21 protein-coding genes are annotated in these 17,280 nt (G+C 53.3%); 15 read left to right on the forward strand and 6 right to left on the reverse strand.

The window, feature by feature from the left end; genetic code table 11:
* The first annotated feature begins 163 nt into the window (after window positions 1-163).
* The 5 genes from FED52_RS03745 (at window position 164) to FED52_RS03765 (ending at window position 4,564) form a co-directional block, all read left to right on the forward strand.
* Window positions 164-592 carry a CBS domain-containing protein gene (locus FED52_RS03745; RefSeq protein ID WP_128123335.1) on the forward strand — a complete coding sequence of 143 codons (429 nt, stop codon included), beginning with the start codon at window positions 164-166 and terminating at the stop codon, window positions 590-592.
* 74 nt (window positions 593-666) lie between these two features.
* Entirely contained in the window at window positions 667-1,920 is a 1,254-nt protein-coding gene (locus FED52_RS03750) for a hypothetical protein (RefSeq protein WP_138859010.1), read from the forward strand.
* Window positions 1,921-2,004: 84 nt separating this feature from the next.
* A complete protein-coding gene (locus tag FED52_RS03755; protein ID WP_138859011.1) occupies window positions 2,005-2,850 on the forward strand; it encodes a pentapeptide repeat-containing protein in 846 nt (281 codons plus the stop codon).
* A gap of 323 nt (window positions 2,851-3,173) precedes the next feature.
* Window positions 3,174-3,677, forward strand: coding sequence for a cupin domain-containing protein (locus FED52_RS03760; RefSeq protein WP_138859012.1), 504 nt, complete (start codon window positions 3,174-3,176; stop codon window positions 3,675-3,677).
* Window positions 3,674-4,564 carry an aldo/keto reductase gene (locus tag FED52_RS03765; RefSeq protein WP_138859013.1) on the forward strand — a complete coding sequence of 297 codons (891 nt, stop codon included), beginning with the start codon at window positions 3,674-3,676 and terminating at the stop codon, window positions 4,562-4,564. The genes FED52_RS03760 and FED52_RS03765 overlap by 4 nt, the downstream gene beginning before the upstream one ends.
* 14 nt (window positions 4,565-4,578) lie before the next feature.
* Here FED52_RS03765 and FED52_RS03770 read toward each other — a convergent pair whose 3' ends face one another.
* Window positions 4,579-5,019 (reverse strand): Lrp/AsnC family transcriptional regulator, encoded by a 441-nt coding sequence (locus FED52_RS03770; RefSeq protein ID WP_138859014.1) that lies wholly within the window; start codon window positions 5,017-5,019, stop codon window positions 4,579-4,581.
* 116 nt (window positions 5,020-5,135) lie between these two features.
* Here FED52_RS03770 and FED52_RS03775 point away from each other — a divergent pair, with 116 nt between their 5' ends.
* Window positions 5,136-5,564 carry a carboxymuconolactone decarboxylase family protein gene (locus tag FED52_RS03775; RefSeq protein WP_138859015.1) on the forward strand — a complete coding sequence of 143 codons (429 nt, stop codon included), beginning with the start codon at window positions 5,136-5,138 and terminating at the stop codon, window positions 5,562-5,564.
* An 11-nt stretch (window positions 5,565-5,575) separates the two neighbouring features.
* Here the strand turns inward: FED52_RS03775 and FED52_RS03780 are convergent, their stop codons facing one another.
* Window positions 5,576-7,270, reverse strand: coding sequence for a M3 family oligoendopeptidase (locus FED52_RS03780; RefSeq protein WP_138859016.1), 1,695 nt, complete (start codon window positions 7,268-7,270; stop codon window positions 5,576-5,578).
* A gap of 206 nt (window positions 7,271-7,476) precedes the next feature.
* Here FED52_RS03780 and FED52_RS03785 point away from each other — a divergent pair, with 206 nt between their 5' ends.
* The 3 genes from FED52_RS03785 (at window position 7,477) to FED52_RS03795 (ending at window position 9,201) form a co-directional block, all read left to right on the forward strand.
* Entirely contained in the window at window positions 7,477-7,977 is a 501-nt protein-coding gene (locus FED52_RS03785; protein ID WP_021066526.1) for a PTS sugar transporter subunit IIA, read from the forward strand.
* 86 nt (window positions 7,978-8,063) lie between these two features.
* Complete coding sequence (locus FED52_RS03790; protein ID WP_138859017.1) at window positions 8,064-8,663, forward strand: helix-turn-helix domain-containing protein; 600 nt, start codon at window positions 8,064-8,066, stop codon at window positions 8,661-8,663.
* 49 nt (window positions 8,664-8,712) lie between these two features.
* Window positions 8,713-9,201 carry an SMI1/KNR4 family protein gene (locus FED52_RS03795; protein WP_138859018.1) on the forward strand — a complete coding sequence of 163 codons (489 nt, stop codon included), beginning with the start codon at window positions 8,713-8,715 and terminating at the stop codon, window positions 9,199-9,201.
* 38 nt (window positions 9,202-9,239) lie between these two features.
* Here the strand turns inward: FED52_RS03795 and FED52_RS03800 are convergent, their stop codons facing one another.
* The 3 genes from FED52_RS03800 to FED52_RS03810 all read right to left on the reverse strand — a co-directional run bounded on the left by FED52_RS03800 (window position 9,240) and on the right by FED52_RS03810 (window position 11,802).
* On the reverse strand, window positions 9,240-9,665 hold the full coding sequence (locus FED52_RS03800) for a hypothetical protein (RefSeq protein WP_138859019.1): 426 nt from the start codon (window positions 9,663-9,665) through the stop codon (window positions 9,240-9,242).
* A gap of 63 nt (window positions 9,666-9,728) precedes the next feature.
* Window positions 9,729-10,922, reverse strand: a complete 1,194-nt coding sequence (locus tag FED52_RS03805) for an ABC transporter permease (protein WP_138859020.1) — start codon at window positions 10,920-10,922, stop codon at window positions 9,729-9,731.
* Window positions 10,912-11,802, reverse strand: a complete 891-nt coding sequence (locus tag FED52_RS03810; protein WP_138859021.1) for an ABC transporter ATP-binding protein — start codon at window positions 11,800-11,802, stop codon at window positions 10,912-10,914. The genes FED52_RS03805 and FED52_RS03810 overlap by 11 nt, the downstream gene beginning before the upstream one ends.
* Before the next feature lie 115 nt (window positions 11,803-11,917).
* Between FED52_RS03810 and FED52_RS03815 the strand changes: the two genes are divergently transcribed.
* Window positions 11,918-12,862 carry a VOC family protein gene (locus FED52_RS03815; protein ID WP_138859022.1) on the forward strand — a complete coding sequence of 315 codons (945 nt, stop codon included), beginning with the start codon at window positions 11,918-11,920 and terminating at the stop codon, window positions 12,860-12,862.
* Window positions 12,859-13,458, forward strand: coding sequence for an alpha/beta hydrolase (locus FED52_RS03820; protein ID WP_138859023.1), 600 nt, complete (start codon window positions 12,859-12,861; stop codon window positions 13,456-13,458). Before FED52_RS03815 ends, FED52_RS03820 begins: the two co-directional genes overlap by 4 nt.
* On the opposite strand, the gene FED52_RS03825 is transcribed toward FED52_RS03820, so the two are convergent.
* Window positions 13,455-13,943, reverse strand: coding sequence for a hypothetical protein (locus tag FED52_RS03825; protein WP_138859024.1), 489 nt, complete (start codon window positions 13,941-13,943; stop codon window positions 13,455-13,457). The two genes, FED52_RS03820 and FED52_RS03825, sit on opposite strands and share 4 nt — an antisense overlap.
* A gap of 279 nt (window positions 13,944-14,222) precedes the next feature.
* On the opposite strand from FED52_RS03825, the gene FED52_RS03830 reads away from it, so the two are divergent.
* The 4 genes from FED52_RS03830 (at window position 14,223) to FED52_RS03845 (ending at window position 17,184) form a co-directional block, all read left to right on the forward strand.
* Complete coding sequence (locus FED52_RS03830; RefSeq protein WP_138859025.1) at window positions 14,223-15,278, forward strand: acyltransferase family protein; 1,056 nt, start codon at window positions 14,223-14,225, stop codon at window positions 15,276-15,278.
* Window positions 15,279-15,351: 73 nt separating this feature from the next.
* Complete coding sequence (locus tag FED52_RS03835) at window positions 15,352-15,687, forward strand: Asp23/Gls24 family envelope stress response protein (RefSeq protein WP_034778659.1); 336 nt, start codon at window positions 15,352-15,354, stop codon at window positions 15,685-15,687.
* A 200-nt stretch (window positions 15,688-15,887) separates the two neighbouring features.
* Window positions 15,888-16,553 carry a beta-phosphoglucomutase gene (gene pgmB, locus FED52_RS03840; RefSeq protein ID WP_138859026.1) on the forward strand — a complete coding sequence of 222 codons (666 nt, stop codon included), beginning with the start codon at window positions 15,888-15,890 and terminating at the stop codon, window positions 16,551-16,553.
* 217 nt (window positions 16,554-16,770) lie between these two features.
* Complete coding sequence (locus FED52_RS03845; protein WP_034778654.1) at window positions 16,771-17,184, forward strand: Rok-like winged helix domain-containing protein; 414 nt, start codon at window positions 16,771-16,773, stop codon at window positions 17,182-17,184.
* Window positions 17,185-17,280 lie beyond the last annotated feature (96 nt).

Here is a 17,280-nt window from a genome sequence, read left to right on the forward strand (position 1 = left end):
CTCACACAATTCGAACAGCTCGTCTGGAAACGCTTCACAAGAAAAAAGAAATAAGCCTCCTTTTGCTAGAACGGATGACATTTAGATGGTCAATTTGTGCTGACTAGACCTTAATACATGGTACAATGGAGAGGTGGATTTTTAGATTGAGGAGAGATTGTACATGAATATCGCTTTCTTTTTATATCCGAAAGAAGACGTCAAATATTTAGACCCGGAATCGACGGTGCGTCAAGCGCTCGAGAAGATGAAACATCATCGCTTCACCTCGGTGCCGCTCGTATCCGAGAACGGCTTTTACGCCGGGACGATGACAGAAGGGGATTTGCTCTGGGCACTCGCCGAACAGCTTCGCGGGGAAGAAGACTACGAAAAAGTGCTCCGGACACGGTTGAAAGATATTAAGCAACGCGTACGGTATAAGCCGGTCGCCATCACGGCGCAAATCGAGGAGCTCGTCGATGCGATCACGGATCAAAACTTCGTGCCGGTCGTCGATGACGGGAAGTATTTCATCGGCATCATCCGGCGCCGCGACATCATCGAGTACTACTCGACGAAGTTGAAACAGCTCGAGAATAAAGTGAACTGAACGAACGGACCAACCTGTGAAAGCGGGTTGGTTTTTGTATGTGCGAATACAAGCAACGGGGAGGCGAACTATAGATGGAAGCACGAGTCATTGAATCGATTGAACTATGGTTTCAAGAGGCAGGGTCTGAGGAATCAGTGAACTTCATCGATTTCATGTTGTTTATGAATGAATCGGCGCATTCTTTGCTTCACCGAGACACGTTACACGGCATCTTCACCTATCAGGTCCGCTACCAAGACGGGACCACTCAGTCCGTTTCGTACGATAAAGACGAGTGGGTCGCCTATGAACGGAATGAATGGCAAACCGGTATGAACGGCGGTGAGTGGGTATGGTGGCTCGTCGAGCGATGGCGTTTTGTCGTGGAGTGGTGGAGCGGTCGGGACTTCCGGACGGGTGACGAGATCGAGGAAAACTTCTATGGAATAATCCCATACGGTGAAGTTCAACCACTTGACGTTCTGTTGTATTCAATCATTGAAAATGATGCCCACAACACAGAAGCGTTAATCGAAGCGGGGTATTACCATGACCCGCTGCTGCATGAATGGATGGCGATTCCCGATTCGACGGAGAGCCTACGACCGCTCGTCTTGGCCGTCTGTTACAACGAAGGAATCATCGAGACACCCCGAACCATCGAGCGAATTGAAGTGACGTTCACCAATCTGACGACAGGAGCTGTCCAATCGCTTGCGAGTGCACTCGAAGCGTATGAGAAGCCGGCCGACCTTGATTTAGATGATATGGAGTATCGCGATGACATGTTTTATCGCGACGAGTCCATCCAAGGGACGATTCGTTATGAGGTGACGTATAAAGGCGGAAGGGTCCAATATGTCGAACATGACAAATCAGAGATATTCATGGACTGGGACATGGCGATGATCAATTGGTTTTTCGAACATTGGAAGAAACTGTACGAAGCATATGCCGAAAAATCGTTTCCATCCGGTCAACCGTTGCAACGCTTTGAATCGGGCTATGATTATTGGAAAGCCAGACTGTCGCCTGAAGCGTGGGACGAGCTCATTCAATCGACAGACCCTTTCGACCAGCGGCTTTTGACGGATAGGGGACCACATGATGAGATTCGAGACGCAAAAGAGCAGTTTGAGATAATGTTCGATCAAGCAGCGGAGCTCTACCTTGAAGATTTGCGTCACGGATTCTATGTTGATCAACTGTTGGAACAACGAATCGACGTCGAAAGCTCGTTCGATGCCGTGATTGCGCTTTACAAAGAAATATCCGAGGCACAACAGAAAAGGCGAACGAGGGAGCAACTGCTTTATGGGGAAAAGGATGAAGGCAACCTTGATTGATTGAATAGAGGCTATGGAAAAATAGGGACATTCTTTATACTTGTATGTATAGAGTCAAGACATACAAGAAAGGAGTGACAATGGATGGCGATGCCCGATTTACATATGTTGCGTGAATCGCTCAAACCGGATTGTGCGAATTGTTTCGGTCTCTGTTGTGTGGCGTTCCACTACTTGAAATCTGAGGATTTCCCGATGGACAAACCGGCAGGACAGCCGTGTGTCCATTTGGCAGATTCGTATGCCTGCAACATCCATTCCGAACTGCGCGAGCGGGGCTTCAAAGGATGTACGGTGTATGACTGTCTCGGGGCAGGGCAGTTCGTGTCACAAGTGACGTTTCACGGACGAAGCTGGCGAGAGGGGAAGGTCGATGGGCCGCGCATGTTCGCGATAGTGCCAATCATGAGCCAAGTCCACGAGTTGCTGCTCTACATCACTGACATCCTGAGCCGGGACATCCCAGAGCACGATGCTCGGTTACTCGAGACATTATTGGAAGAACTGCTGTCATTCCGTGAGTTAGCGCCTGAACAGTTGACCGGGACGGCGCTGATGGCATTCCGACAACAGGCCCGCCCGTTGTTCGTCCGACTCAGTCAGCACATACGTGCGGAAGGACTGAAACTGGGCGGCCTGACGTTGACGTCACGACACGAGCAAGACCGTGCCGATTTGATTGGTCGAAACGTGACCAAGCATGACGTGAGAGGAACGTGTTACCGAGGCGCCTTGTTGATTGGTGCTAACTTACGTGGGCAAGACCTGTCCTATGTCGATTTCATGGGGGCCGACGTACGAGATCTCGACGTGCGAGGAGCGGTGTTAACCGACAGTCTGTTTTTGACACAGATGCAAGTGAACGCGATGAACGGGGACCAGCATACGAGACTGGCGCCCGTTTTCACGCGGCCGAGCCATTGGCTGTAACGCAAGTGACGACTTCCACAATGGAAAGTGTCTTTTTGATGTGCTTGTGTTACGAGAGCGGCGAGAAATGATTCACCGAGCTCCTCGATGACCTCGTCTGGGTCATACCCCAAATTGAAATTGAGTCTGACCTGAATCGTGCCAATCACTGAGCACTTGTTGCTGGGAAAATGGGGACTGGGATAATACTTCCAACCGATTTTGAATATGATGTGTGCCTGGGGAAGACGTGATTTCCTGACGAAACGGTTGCTCGTGCCGAGCAGCCGTTTTTTGTTGCCTCATGTCGGGTACAGTCACAAGAGACAAAGGAGGGGACAACCATGGATGTGAAAACATACCGATTTGAAGATGATGGGTCAATCCCGAACAATCCAGATTTTCCGGTGCTGTTGTACCGGGGCGTATTTGATGAGACGGACGGCATGCAGGCGACGTTCGAACATAACGGTTGGGGCAACAGCTGGGTCAACGGGGTGTTCGATTATCACCATTACCATAGCAATACGCATGAAGTGCTCGGCGTGAAGTCGGGCCGGGCGACCGTCCAACTTGGCGGTGCGACCGGGGACCTCGTCTCGCTTCAAGCAGGAGACGTCTTGATTTTGCCGGCCGGGACGGGACATCGCCGTCTCGAGGCGAGTGAAGACTTTGCCATCGTCGGTGCCTATCCGGAAGGACGCGATTATGACACGTTGACAGGGAAACCGGAAGAACGACCGGACAGTGTGCAACGGATCGAACGAGTCGACAAACCGGCGACTGATCCCGTCTTTGGGACGACCGGACCGTTACATGAACAATGGACGAAGGAGGAGATGGCATGAACCGCATTCCACATACATTAATTTTGGCGGCACTGAAACAACACGTGGCTGAATTGCCAGACGGGCGTGAGATGAGGGCCCTCGGGCAAGGCACATGGCGCATGGGAGAAGACGAATCGAAACGGGAAGCCGAGATCGAGGCACTCCGGACGGGACTCGACTGCGGGTTGCACGTCATCGATACTGCGGAGATGTACGGGGAAGGGAAATCGGAGTCGCTCGTCGGTGAAGCGATTCAAGACCGGCGGGAAGACGTGTTCCTCGTCTCGAAAGTGTATCCGCATAACGCCGGGGGCGACAAACTCGTCCAAGCTTGTGACGCGACGCTCGAACGGCTCGGTACGGACTACCTCGACTTATATCTCCTGCATTGGCGCGGGAACATCCCGCTCGAGGAGACGGTCGACGGGCTCGAACAGTTGAAGGCGGACGGTAAGATCCGAGCGTGGGGTGTCTCGAACTTTGATGTCGACGACATGAAAGAACTGCTCGCCTTGCCGAAGGGGAAACATTGCGCGGTCAACCAAGTGCTCTATCATCTCGGCAGCCGCGGCGTCGAATACGACTTGTTGCCATTTTTACAGGAGCAAGGAATCCCGATGATGGCTTACGCCCCGCTCGCGGAAGGCAGCGACGTGAAAGAGAAAGTCTTCAACGACGAGACGGTGAACCGGATCGCCGAGGCGTACAGTGCGACGCCGGCCCAAATTTTGCTTGCGTGGACGGTGCGGAGCGGAAACGTCATCGCCATCCCGAAAGCGGGGCAGAAAGCGCACGTCGAAGAGAACGGCGCGGCGTTGCTCCTCAACTTGACCGAGGACGACTTCAACGCGCTCGACGAGGCGTTCCCGCCACCGAGCCAAAAAGAACCATTAGATGTGATTTGAAGACACAGGTGGGCTCACGGGCTCACCTGTTGTTGCGTCTTGACCTCGGAGAAGATGAAATGTGTGACGGTCTGGGCGTAAGGGATGGCCGCATCGATGAACTGCTCGGCCTCGGCGAACGTCGCAAATTGCATCTTCAGCATATAGCAGGCGCTCCCGGAGATGCGATAACAGAATGACACGTTCGACTGCTGACCCAAAAACTGAGTGAACGCCTCATAGTTCCCGTTCTTCACGGTCGCCTCGATGAGACATTGAATCGGTCGACCAAGCAATTCATGATCGATATTAATCGTGTAGCCTTTGATGACGCCAAATGACTCGAGTCGGCGGACGCGTTCGCCGACGGACGGAGCCGATAAATTGATGCGGCGCCCGAGTTCGCTCATCGAGAGGCGGCTGTCGTTTGTTAGTTCATGTAAGAGGAGACGGTCGATATCGTCGATTTTTAGCATGAAATGAATTCTCCTTTTTTTCGTATTATATGGCATGTATTGTACCTGGATTCCGTTATGAATGAAATGGGAAACACTGTAATCACCTTCTATACTTATATACAGGAGGTGTTGAAATGAGTCGAATCCAACCAGCTGTCATCGGAAAGACGCCGTTCGAACGATTGCTCGGGCATGACGAGGGTGTGATGCGACAGTGGTCAGCGCTCGGAGACACGTTAACGGGCGAGGGGAGACTGTCCGCCGAGTTGAAAGAACAGGTACGACGGACGCTCGCCCAACAAAACGGCTGTGACTACTGCCAGGCGAAAGGAAAGCCTGAACCGCATATGTTCGACGAACGGACGGCACTCGCCGTTGGGTTCGCCGATGTATTTTTACAACTGAAAGGCGACATGCCGGCCTCATCAATTCGTGTGCTCCAAGACGTCTTCACGGATGCCGAGATCAGTGAACTTTGCGCTTTTATCGCCTTCATGACGGCCTCGCAATACGTCGGTGCCATGCTCGGGCTGGAACGCGAAAACCCACTCACGCTGACGTGAGTGGGTTCGTTTTAGTTCGCTAATGGGTGTTTCAATAGATAGTCTTCAATCTGTCCGACCGTCTGTTTCAACACGCCGTCCTCGAACGGCGACTTGAGACCGGCCAATTCGACGAGCTCGAGGAACGAGCGGCTGCCGCCGGCTTGGCAGAGCGTGAGGTAATCGCTCCACGCCGCCTCACGGTCCTCATGCATGCGCACCCAGAATTGGAAGGCGCACACTTGCGCGAGCGTGTAGTCGATGTAGTAGAACGGGCTCTGGAAGATGTGTCCTTGTTGGTGCCACCAAGCGCCTGTCTCGAGGTAGTCGTTCGTCTCATAGTCACGGTGCGGCAAGTACACCTTCTCAAGGTCACGCCATGCCTGGCGACGCTCAGCGACCGTCATGTCAGGGTTGCGGTAGACGACGTGCTGGAACTCGTCGACGAGGACGCCGTACGGGAGGAACGTGATGCTTCCTGCCAAGTGATTGAACTTGTATTTGTCGACTTGGTCGCCGAAGAACAGTTCCATCCATGGCCAGCAGAAGAACTCCATCGACATCGAGTGGATCTCACACGCCTCGTATGTCGGGAATGCGTATTCCGGCGTCGTCAAATGACGGCTCTCGTACACTTGGAAGGCGTGACCGACCTCGTGCGTGAGCACGTCGATATCGCCGGCCGTCCCGTTGAAGTTCGAGAAGATGAATGGCAGACCTTCCGACGGGAGGTACGTGCAGTAACCGCCGCCGGCCTTGCCCGGTTTCGCCGTCAAGTCGAGGGCGCCGCGCTGTTGCATGAACTGGAAGAACTCGTCCGTCTCTTTTGAGAGTTCACGATACATCGTGTTCCCGCCTTCGATGATGAACGCCTCGTCGCCCTGTGGCGTCGCGTTGCCGTCTGGGAAGACGAACGACTCGTCGTAGTACGTGAGCGAATCGACGCCGATCCGTTTCGCCTGCTTCTCTTTTAACGTCGTCGCGAGCGGGACGATGACGTCGCGCACTTGTTTGCGGAAGTTGTCGACGTTCGACTCGTCATAGCCGACACGTTGCATCCGGACGTAACCGAGCTCGACGAACGACGGGAAGCCGAGCGCGTGCGCGATGTCGGTCCGGACGCGGACGAGTTCGCCGTAGATGCGGTCGAGTTCGTCTCCGTTGTCGGCCAGATATGTATAACGGGCCTCGGATGCCGCTTTTCGTACCGAGCGGTCAGGAGACTGAAGATACGGGCCGAACTGGGACAAGTTGAGCGTCTTGCCGTCGAATTCGATTTGGGCCGCCGACATGACTTTCTGATAGGCGGTCGCCAATCGGTTCTCTTCCTGCAGTTTCGGGATGAGCGACTCCTCGAACGTTTTGAGTGCGCGCTCGGCGAGTTCGAACAACTGGCTGCCCCATTCCTGTTCGAGTTGGCTGCGCAGGTCGTGCTCGGTCAAGACGCGGTAATACGCTTGGACCTCTTTCTCGTAAACCGGTAACGCATCGTCAAAAAATGTCTGCTCGGCCTCGTAGAACGCATCACGCGTATCGATCGAGTGGCGGATTGCGACGAGTTGACTTTGCGTCTCGAACGCGTTCCGTTCCTGGTTGATTTGGCGAATCAATTCGTTCGCCTCTTCGAGTGTGCTCGCTTGTTGCAATTCGACTGAATAGTCCGACAATCGGCTGTTCAAAACGTCCAAATCGGGCCGTTCATATGACAATTTTGTGAAAGTCGTCATTGTAAGCGCCTCCATCATGTGAAATTTTTATAAAGTGTAAAAAGGGCTTGCAAAAGCGATTGCACACTCGTATTCTTACGATGTGTAAACGAATTCGCACTACCTTATTACAACTATACCGTTTATAGGGTAGGGATTGAAGAGGAAGCTTTTCGGGTATAAAAGCTAAGACTTTGATTAACAGAACATGTTGGAGGGATTAAGCTATGGGATTCTTTAAAAAACTATTTGGTGGTAAAGAAGAACAACTTAACGCGGTTTCACCGCTTACAGGGAAGGTCATTGACATCACGAACGTTCCTGACCAAGTGTTCTCGCAAAAAATGATGGGTGACGGCATCGCAGTCGAACCGACAGACGGCAAAGTCGTCTCGCCGGTCAACGGTACAATCGCGACTGTCTTCCCGACAAAACACGCAATTGGAATCAACGCTGACAACGGTGCAGAGTACTTGATTCACATCGGTCTCGATACGGTCAATCTTAAAGGTGAAGGCTTCGAAACGCACGTGACAGAAGGTCAGGCCGTCAAAGCTGGCGACACGCTCGTCACGTTCGACCTCGACTTCATCAAAGCGAACGCGCCGTCGACGATCACACCGGTGATCATCACGAACCACGACAGCTTCGGCGTGAACAAACTCGTTGCTGAAGGCGACACGGTCACAGCCGGTTCTACAGAAGTCGTCGAATTGACGAAAAAATAAGTTGAACATTTTACTCGGAGGCGTATGCTTCCGAGTATTTTTTTATGGATTCGGGAACTATACTAAAAAGAGAGGGGGAGAGAGACATGGATGGAAAAAACGCACCGTACCGGGGTTATGGGAATCGGATTCGAATATTACGTGAGCGGGCCGGCATCTCGGTCGAGGCACTCGCCGACCGCATCGGCGTCGCCCCGTACTTTATTCGCCGGACCGAACTGAGTGAAGTCTACCCGACGATGCCTTACATAGAGGCGCTCGCCGAGGCGCTCAAGATCGACGCGAACTATTTGGCCCGCCATATTTGGACGGGCGAGTCGCTCAAAGTGCTCATGAAAGGGACGGTCCCAGAACTTGAACAAATGAAGCTCGCCTACGATGAGGCGATGCACGGCAAGTCGACCGAGGACATGCAGCGGCAGCTGGAGGCACGCATGCGCATCTTCGACCTCATGCATGAGGAAGAACTCCGTCGCATCTTCGCCGAAGACGAGGAACCGACGACACATCATGCGCTCGAGGCGCTCGTCGATGCCGTGCTCGACCTGGGACGCTCGCACGAACCGACGCATCGGATCGTGCCGTTCGCCCGCTATATCGAGCAGCTCGTACCGGACCAGTTCGTCGACAACTCGTTCCAATATACAGAGTTCGGGGTCGTCGATAAATCGTATAAATTGCAGTGAGGGCCGTGGGGGACCACGGTTTTTCATTATGGATGAAAGGAACAATGTGATGATTGCTGTTCAAGTACTGAAACGACGGTTGGTGAACAACCGGCTCGATGTCCAGTTAGAAGAAGGATACGTGAATCAACTGACATTCTCCTTCAACGGTCCAGCTACTGCGACGGAGTTAGAGCGGTTGCCGAAAGAAACACCGGTAGCGGTCCGTTCATGGTTAACCGAACAGAACGGTGCCAAACTGTTCGAAGACCCGGAATACGGCGGAGCAATCGAATTGTTCTCGATCGAGGACATCCTTGAGCACCAACAATTATGGGACTGTCCGGCGCGTTTTCTACCGATAGGGGCGGGGCGTGACGGAGAATGGATGGTTTGTGAATACATAAGTGAGACGGACAATCGGATGTGGATTGGAGAATTTTTGAGCTTTGATGAAGAGGGCGCTAAATTGAACCGCTTGCCGTTCAACTTTTCACAATGGTTGGACTATGTGATTGTGGCACAAGGTGCTTCATTTTGGGATTGGTATCGAGCATAAAAAAGAACGGCCGCCCATTTGGGTGGCCGTTCTGTCGTTCAGCGCACAGAACGTGCGTCATATCTTACTTTCGGTCGTGTCCCGGCAAGTAGGAAGCCGAGCACGATGTTGAGAATCGTGAGCACCCAACCGACGTAACCGAACGTGTAGGCGAGGCTCGCGAGCATCGTCTGCCAGTCGAGTAAGGACGCGGCGTCACCTCTGATGGTGAAGCGGATCGCGGTGAATCCGATGAGCGTCGTCGTCGTGATCAAGATGCCGATCCACGCGCCGCCGAACCGCGACGTCTCTGGACGCCGGCTGACCGGATACCAAAAAGCGAGCGTCCCGAGGAACGTGCTTCCCGCGTATGCGAGCAAGATTTGCCACAGCGCATCGGCGTCCAAGAAGACGGTATAACAGATGAACGTCGTGAGCGTCGTCATGAAAGTAAAGATTAAAGCTGCGAGTAATCGTGATCGCATTGTTCGTTTCCTCCTCATTTTGCACATTCTTTAGAGTATACGAAAACGAAAATGCTGTAAACGTTATTGTCGATTCTGTAATATTTGTCGCCATTGTTTAATCGCGTTGTTGCCGTAGAATAGGACGCCGCCGCGATAAAATTTCGAGCCGACCCACAAAATCACACCGATCGTGGCAATCATGATGCCGATTGACAACGCGACTTCCCATACCGGCACATCGACGAGCATGACACGAAGGAACATGAGCATCGGCGTGAAGAACGGTACGTACGACAAAATCGTGACGATCGGTGCTTCCGGGTTGTTCAAGCCGAACATGGCGGCGAGGAACCCGGCGACAAGCAGCATGATGACCGGCATCGTCATCTGTTGCGATTCTTCGACCCGGCTGACGAGTGAGCCGAGTACGGCGAACATGGCCGCATAGAGGAGGTAGCCGAGCGTGAAGAACGTCAACAGGTAGACGACGGCCCGGACGTTGCCGGCGTTATCGATGACCGACTGGGCCATCTCGTTACTGCGGGCGCTGAAGTACCCGAAGCCGAGGAAAATCGCGATTTGAAGCAACGCGAGCGTCCCGATGGCCGAGATTTTGGCGAGCATGTGCGTCACCGGATGCGTCGTCGAGATGATCAGCTCCATGACGCGTGACGACTTCTCGGTCGTGACCTCGGTCGAAATCATCGAGCCGTACGTGATGATTGAGACGTAGAGCAACATGAGCATGACGTAGACGAACGCGAATGACGAGAACAGTTCGTCCGAGTTCTCTCCGCCGCGGCCGAGATACGACTCTTCGACCGTGACAGGTTCATTCAACGCCGCGAGGACGGCCGGATCGATGTTCGACGTCTCGATCAGTTCGGCGTTCCGGATTTCGCGGAGCGCCGTCTGGAGGACCGTCGTGAAGTCCGGTTCTGGCCGTTCCGATAGAACGCGGGCCGAATCGCCCTCGATGAAGGCGACAATCTCATAATCCCCATTGTCGAGGCCAGCACGCGCCTCGGACTCGGAGATTGCGGCCGATTCGATGTCTTCATAACCGAGCGACTGCATGAGCGTCGTCAGTTCGTTGTTTTCAGTGACGAGGATGGCTTGGGCCTGGTCGGTATCCTCGAAGTTCGCGAGCAATCGGTCGATGTTCGTGAAACCGAAGATGAACAGGATCGTCAACAACGTCGAGATGAGGAACGCCTTCGAGCGCAGTTTCGAGCGTAACGTGAACGAGTAAAGTGGTCCGAAGTTATGAAACATGTTGGCCGACCTCCTTGATGAAGATGTCGTTTAATGAGACGGGCTGGCGCATGAACGTCGTGATGGCGGCCCCGTTCGCCACGAGGGCACCGAGCACCGCATCGCTGTCGTCGAACGAGTCGAGCCGGACGAAGTGGCCATCCTTATGTGGTTCGACCGCCCGGACGACCGGGAGGGCTTGGAGCACGTCAGGTCGGTCCGTCTCGATAAAGAGCACCGGTTCAGCGTAACGTTCCTTGATCGTCGGCACGTCGCCGCTGACGACCGCGCGGCCGCCTTTCAAGATGCCGATGTGTTGGCACAGCTCCTCGACGTGCTCCATCCGGTGGCTCGAGAAGACGATCGTCGTCCCGGCGTCGCGGAGGGCGAGCACTTCACGTTTCAAGATCTCGACGTTGACCGGGTCGAGCCCACTGAACGGTTCATCGAGGATGAGCAGCTCCGGGTTGTGGAGCAGGGCGGCCACGAGTTGAATCTTCTGCTGGTTCCCTTTGGACAGTTGTTCGACGCGCATCGTCTCATACTGCGGGATTTCGAGTCGTTCGAGCCATGACTTGACCGCCCGTTTCGCCTCGGCTTGGCGCATTCCTTTCAAGCTTGCTAAAAAGACGAGCTGGTCCCGGACGGGTGACTTCGGATAGAGGCCCCGTTCTTCCGGCAGATAGCCGACGATGCGGTGGTCGACTTTTCGGCCGTCCCAGAGAATCGTCCCGTCACTCGGTTTTAGAATGTCGAGAATCATGCGGAACGTCGTCGTCTTCCCAGCCCCGTTCGCCCCGAGCAGGCCAAACATCTCGCCTTTCGGGACGTGGAAGCTCAAGTCGTCGACAGCGGTGAAGTCACCGAACTGTTTTGACACACGATCGATTTGTAACGTCATATATGTACCTCCTTATAGGTGTCTACTATTAGCGTACGCCATATTGAGCAAAAAGTTTCACATTTCTTCGAAAATGATTTATCTTGAAATCAAGATAATAAAAGGAGGACATGAGATGACGAAGCAATCAGCGGGTATCCATCACATCTCGGCGATGGTGAAAGACCCACAACGCACATTAGACTTTTACGGGAATGTCCTCGGACTCCGGTTCGTCAAACAGACGGTCAACTTCGATGACCCGGGCACGTACCATTTCTATTTTGGGGACGAGCAAGGGTCACCGGGGACGGTCATCACGTTCTTCCCGATTCCAGGGATCGGCAAAGGCAGCGTCGGCAGTGGACAAGTCGGGGTCACGGCTTATCTCGTCCCGGAAGGCAGTCTCTTATTTTGGGAGAAACGATTGAACGACCATGGCGTCGGCACGGTCGCAACTGAACGGTTCGGCGAGCCGTCGCTCTTGTTTGAAGACCCGGACGGACTCGTCGTCGAGCTCGTCGCCCGGGCGAGTTCGAAACAGACGAGTTGGGTCGTGCCGGGCGTGACATCAGCTGAAGCAATCACCGGTTTTGCCGGAGCGACGCTGTTGTCGAAAGACCCTGAGGCGACGGTCCGCTTGTTGACGGGACTGTTTGGCTTTGAGACGGTAGGGGAAGATTCAGAATGGATTCGCCTACAAGCCTCGGCCGACTACGGCAACGTCATCGACGTGAAAAAGACCATCTTGCCGAACGGGGTGCCCGGTTCGGGGACGGTCCATCATATCGCGTGGCGCGTCAATGACGGGGAAGACTACACGACGTGGCAAGACGCCATCTTCGAGCTCGGGCTCCGTCCGACCGAAGTGAAAGAGCGCCACTACTTCCGCTCGGTCTACTTCCATGACGCCGGCCGAATTCTTCATGAACTGGCGACCGATGCGCCCGGCTTTTTGATCGATGAGAGTTTGGAGGGCCTCGGCTCGACGCTCCAGCTCCCGGCATGGTTCGAACAAGACCGTGACGCGATCACCCGTACGTTACCGACAATTACAATCCCGAGAGGAGACATGACATGATACATCAATTCATTCAAGGCACGACCGAGACGACACTCGTTTTATTGCACGGCACAGGGGGGACGGAGCAGGACTTGATTCCGCTTGCACGAAGACTCGCTCCCGAGGCGAACATTTTGACGCTCCGTGGGGACGTGCTCGAGAACGGCATGTCTCGCTTCTTCCGCCGTCACGCGGAAGGGGTCCTTGACCTCGAGGACTTGAAGCAGCAGACGGAACGGTTCTTGACGTTCTTGGATGATGCGGCGGCGGAATATGGCATCGACCGCGACCAGATGATCCCGCTCGGCTATTCGAACGGGGCCAACTTGATCGGATCGGCGCTTTACCGGAAGAATGCGTTCCACGCATCCCTTTTGTTCCACCCGATGGTGCCCGACCGTTCACTCACGTTGCCAGACCTTACGGGGGCGAACGTGTTCATCTCGGCCGGGGAGCGTGACCCGATTTGCCCGAAAACAGAAACAGAAGAGCTCACATCGACGCTCCGAAATGCCGGAGCGGACGTTGAACTCTTCTATCACGAAGGCGGGCACGAGCTGCGTATGGAAGAAGTCGAGGCAGCACAGACCTGGCTGGCGCCGTATCTCGGTTAAGCCATCTTCTTCGGTTTCGATGGTCTCGAGTAGACGACAAGCACACCACGATCAATCAAATAGGCGGCGAACAGACGCTTCGCCTCTTCAGAGCGGACAGTTCGGTCGATTTGGATATACAATCGGCCGAGCTTTTTTTGTGACGTGCGGGTCAATAACCAGATGGAGTCGAGCGTGTACTGCCAGCTACGGAGCGTGTCGGCCCCGATGTACATGTATCGGTTCGATGTGCGTTCGAGCAGGTAGTTGAGCCACCAGACGTCACGCGCGAGTTTCATGGCGACGCCGATGAAGAACGAAAGGAACACAAAGGACAGCACGGACAGAATCGGATGGATGGCAGTGAATCGTTCCCAGATCGGTTCGAAGGCGACGATGAGCAGTCCGACGGAAAAGGCGCCGGTGAACCACCAAAATCCGAAGTTAGAGAATGAACGTTTCGGGTCATGTACCATGTGGTGACGGTTACGAATGACGGAAGCCATTCTCCACACCTCCTTTTATTAGAATATTCTGATTATTTGGTAAGACTACTATACTATACTGTACCCACTCTCGTCTATTTGAATACGCTTGAAACATGCTGTCGGATGAAGATTTCTTGACGTTTCGGCTTGCGAAGGGCAAATCCGGGGAATGATGACAGTGACGTCATCATTTTTTTGTGGAAACGTAATTTCATCAGTTCAAAAAAACGGCTATGATGAATGAGGCAAAAAAAGAGAGTACAATCAGAAAACTAACAGAGAACTAGAGGGAAAGACATGCGAAATCATTGGTACGATAATATTAAAGGCGTGCTCGTCTTGCTCGTCGTGTTCGGTCACTTGTTGACGGACGTGCGCGGTGCTTACGACGACATCTTGCCGAAATGGGTCTATTTATTCTTATACACGTTCCACATGCCATTATTCATTATGCTGAGCGGTTACTTCTTCCGGGAGAACCGCTATTTGCGCGTCATCCAGCTGTTCGTCGTCTACGTCATCTGGCAAGTAATCCTCGGCTCATGGTTTGCCTTCACCGAGGGCATCCCGCTCTTGTCGCTCGAGAACCCGGGACTGATTCTATTGAAGCCGTATTGGGCGCTCTGGTACTTGATGGCGATCATCATCTGGTACGTCATCACCCCGTATGTGACCCAGTTGAAAGGATACGTGCTGTACGCGCTCCTATTCGCGCTCTTGTTCGGCTTCCAAGCTGAATCGACCGGCTTCTTCGCCCTGCGGAAAGTCATCATGTTCTATCCGTTCTTCTTGATCGGGAACTGGATGAGCGCGCGGAACACGATGAACTTCTTCGAACTGCCGAAGCGGGCCGAGCAACGGAACCGGTATCGGATCGGCGGATTTGCCGTCTTCACGGCGCTCACGCTCGGGCTGCTCGCCTCGATGAGTCTTCAGAACGAGAGCGCGTTCTATCATATCGGCAACTTGTTCAAGTTCCGGTTCGCCTATGAGACGGCGGTGCCGGAGGCGATCTGGAGCGGGCCGTTCGCCTTCTTGATCGTCTATACGGTATCGATCCTCATGGCGATCAGTTTCGCACTCATCATCCCGGGGCGCGAGCTACCGGTCATCACTCGGGCCGGAAAGTACAGTCTCTACATTTATTTGGTGCACGTCTTCCTCGTCGTCGCCTGGAAGGCGTTCGTGCCGGCTGGGTTCATGCCGACGTCATGGCTCCAATTGCTCGTCTTGTTCGGTGTCGCCTTCTTGATTGTCCTATTGATCATCAGCCCGCCGGTCGTCAAGCTATTGAAGCCGCTCGTCGAGATCGACGTCCGCCGTGCCCAAGATGTGAAAGATGCAAAACCGTAAACCCTTTTCTAAACGGACGTTTTCCGCTACACTTTATAAAGGGAAGCGAAACTAGAGTTAAGGAAGTGACACCATGCCATACGAAAATGGAATGCATAGCACAGAAGGAGACGTCAACGTCTCACGTCACGTCGTCGAAATGATCGCCGCAGTCGCGGTCAAAGAGACGAAACACGTGTCGTTCACGCAAGAAGATACGAAACTGTCGGAGCGTGCGCTCATGAAGCACGTCAAAGTCGACGAATCGTCAGAAGGCGTCACGATCAACTTGTCGCTCTACATCGCTTACGGTCAATCGATCGTCAAGACGGTGACAGCCGTACAAGAACGCATCACGCAAGACATGGATACGATGCTCGCGATGACACCGCTATCGGTCAACGTGAAAGTCGTCGGCATCCAGTTGTAAGCAGTGGGAGAGGCGAATGCTTCTCCTGCTTTTTTATTTTTTTGCGAAAGCGGTTGCATGATGATGGCTTTTTCATTTATAATAGAAATCGAACAAGTGCAACCGTTTGCATCAATGACCAATCGTGCAACGGGTACTTGTCAAGTTCCCTTAATGTAGTCTGACGACAGAAACATTAGAAGGAAAGGCGGAAAGCATGTATGTCGACGATTGAAGCAGTCATTTTTGATTTGGACGGTGTCATCACTGACACCGCGGAGTACCATTACCTCGCTTGGAAACAACTCGGAGAAGAGCTCGATATTCCGTTTGACCGCGAGTTCAATGAGACGTTAAAAGGCGTGAGTCGGACGGACTCGCTCGAGCGCATCCTCGCGCTCGGTGGGAGACAGGACGATTTCACACCGGATGAGAAAGCGGAACTCGCACAGAAGAAGAACGAGCATTACGTTGAACTCATTCAACACATCTCTTCAGACGATTTGTTGCCGGGCATCATTTCATTCCTCGATGAAATCAAAGAGGCTGGTCTCAAAATCGGAATGGCCTCGGCTTCTAAAAACGCATTCGCGGTCGTAGACGCACTTGGTGTCCGTCATTACTTCGATCACATTGTCGATGCAGCAACTGTCGCCGAATCGAAACCACATCCCGAAGTGTTTTTGAAGGCTGCCTCTGCCCTTGGCGTGAAACCCGAACATGCCATCGGTGTTGAAGACGCAGCCGCAGGCGTGACTGCAATCAAAGCGGCAAACATGTTTGCTGTCGCCGTCGGGGAAGAATCGATGCTTGGTCATGCAGACCTCATCGTCGCTTCGACCGACGAACTCTCGCTCGCACGCATCCTCGAACGCGTCGGCGCGTAAAGACTACGATCATCTTCCGTGAGATGACGACTGCCCCGAACAGTCGTCATCTTTTTGTGTTGGGTCAAAAGGCCTAAATGGATAAAAGTGCCTAAAAACAGATGACAAGCACATTACAAAAACGTTACACTTTTAATTGGGAATAAGTAATAACTGGCAATAATTGATGAAATTGGGTAATGGGGAACATCAATTAAGTGTAGAGGAGGACTTGTGCATGGAATCTACGGACGTCAATGAGAATATCTATCGGGAACTGATGGAAATCGAAGAGTCGTATCGTCAGTTGCAGCGTCGGGCGGAATACTTGATTTCAGAGTTGAACCGAAACAAGCGCGAAGAGGAATCACTCCTCGATCCGGCGAAACGACTGCGCCCGCGTCGCGTCAATCAACGTTATCCGCTCGAGGTCTACGTCCATCAGGTAACAGACCTGTTGAAAGAACGGAAGACGATGAGCGTGCGGGACATCCAGATGGAGCTCGAATTGCGCTATCGGCATCACATTAGCAATATTTACCAATTGATGGTGAAAATCGAATCGGTCAATCCTGACATCAAAAAGATTGGCCGCGGCTTGTATACATACGAGGCCACGGATGAAGTGACGACGCATCCGGCCCACGCCTGAACGTGACCCGACGAGACGACCTCGTCGGGATTTTTTCGTTGTAACATTTCTGATACGTCTCGCCTCAAGGGAAATATGCTATAATTCGCCAGAGTC

Source organism: Exiguobacterium mexicanum, assembly GCF_005960665.1.
GTDB lineage: Bacteria > Bacillota > Bacilli > Exiguobacteriales > Exiguobacteriaceae > Exiguobacterium > Exiguobacterium mexicanum_A.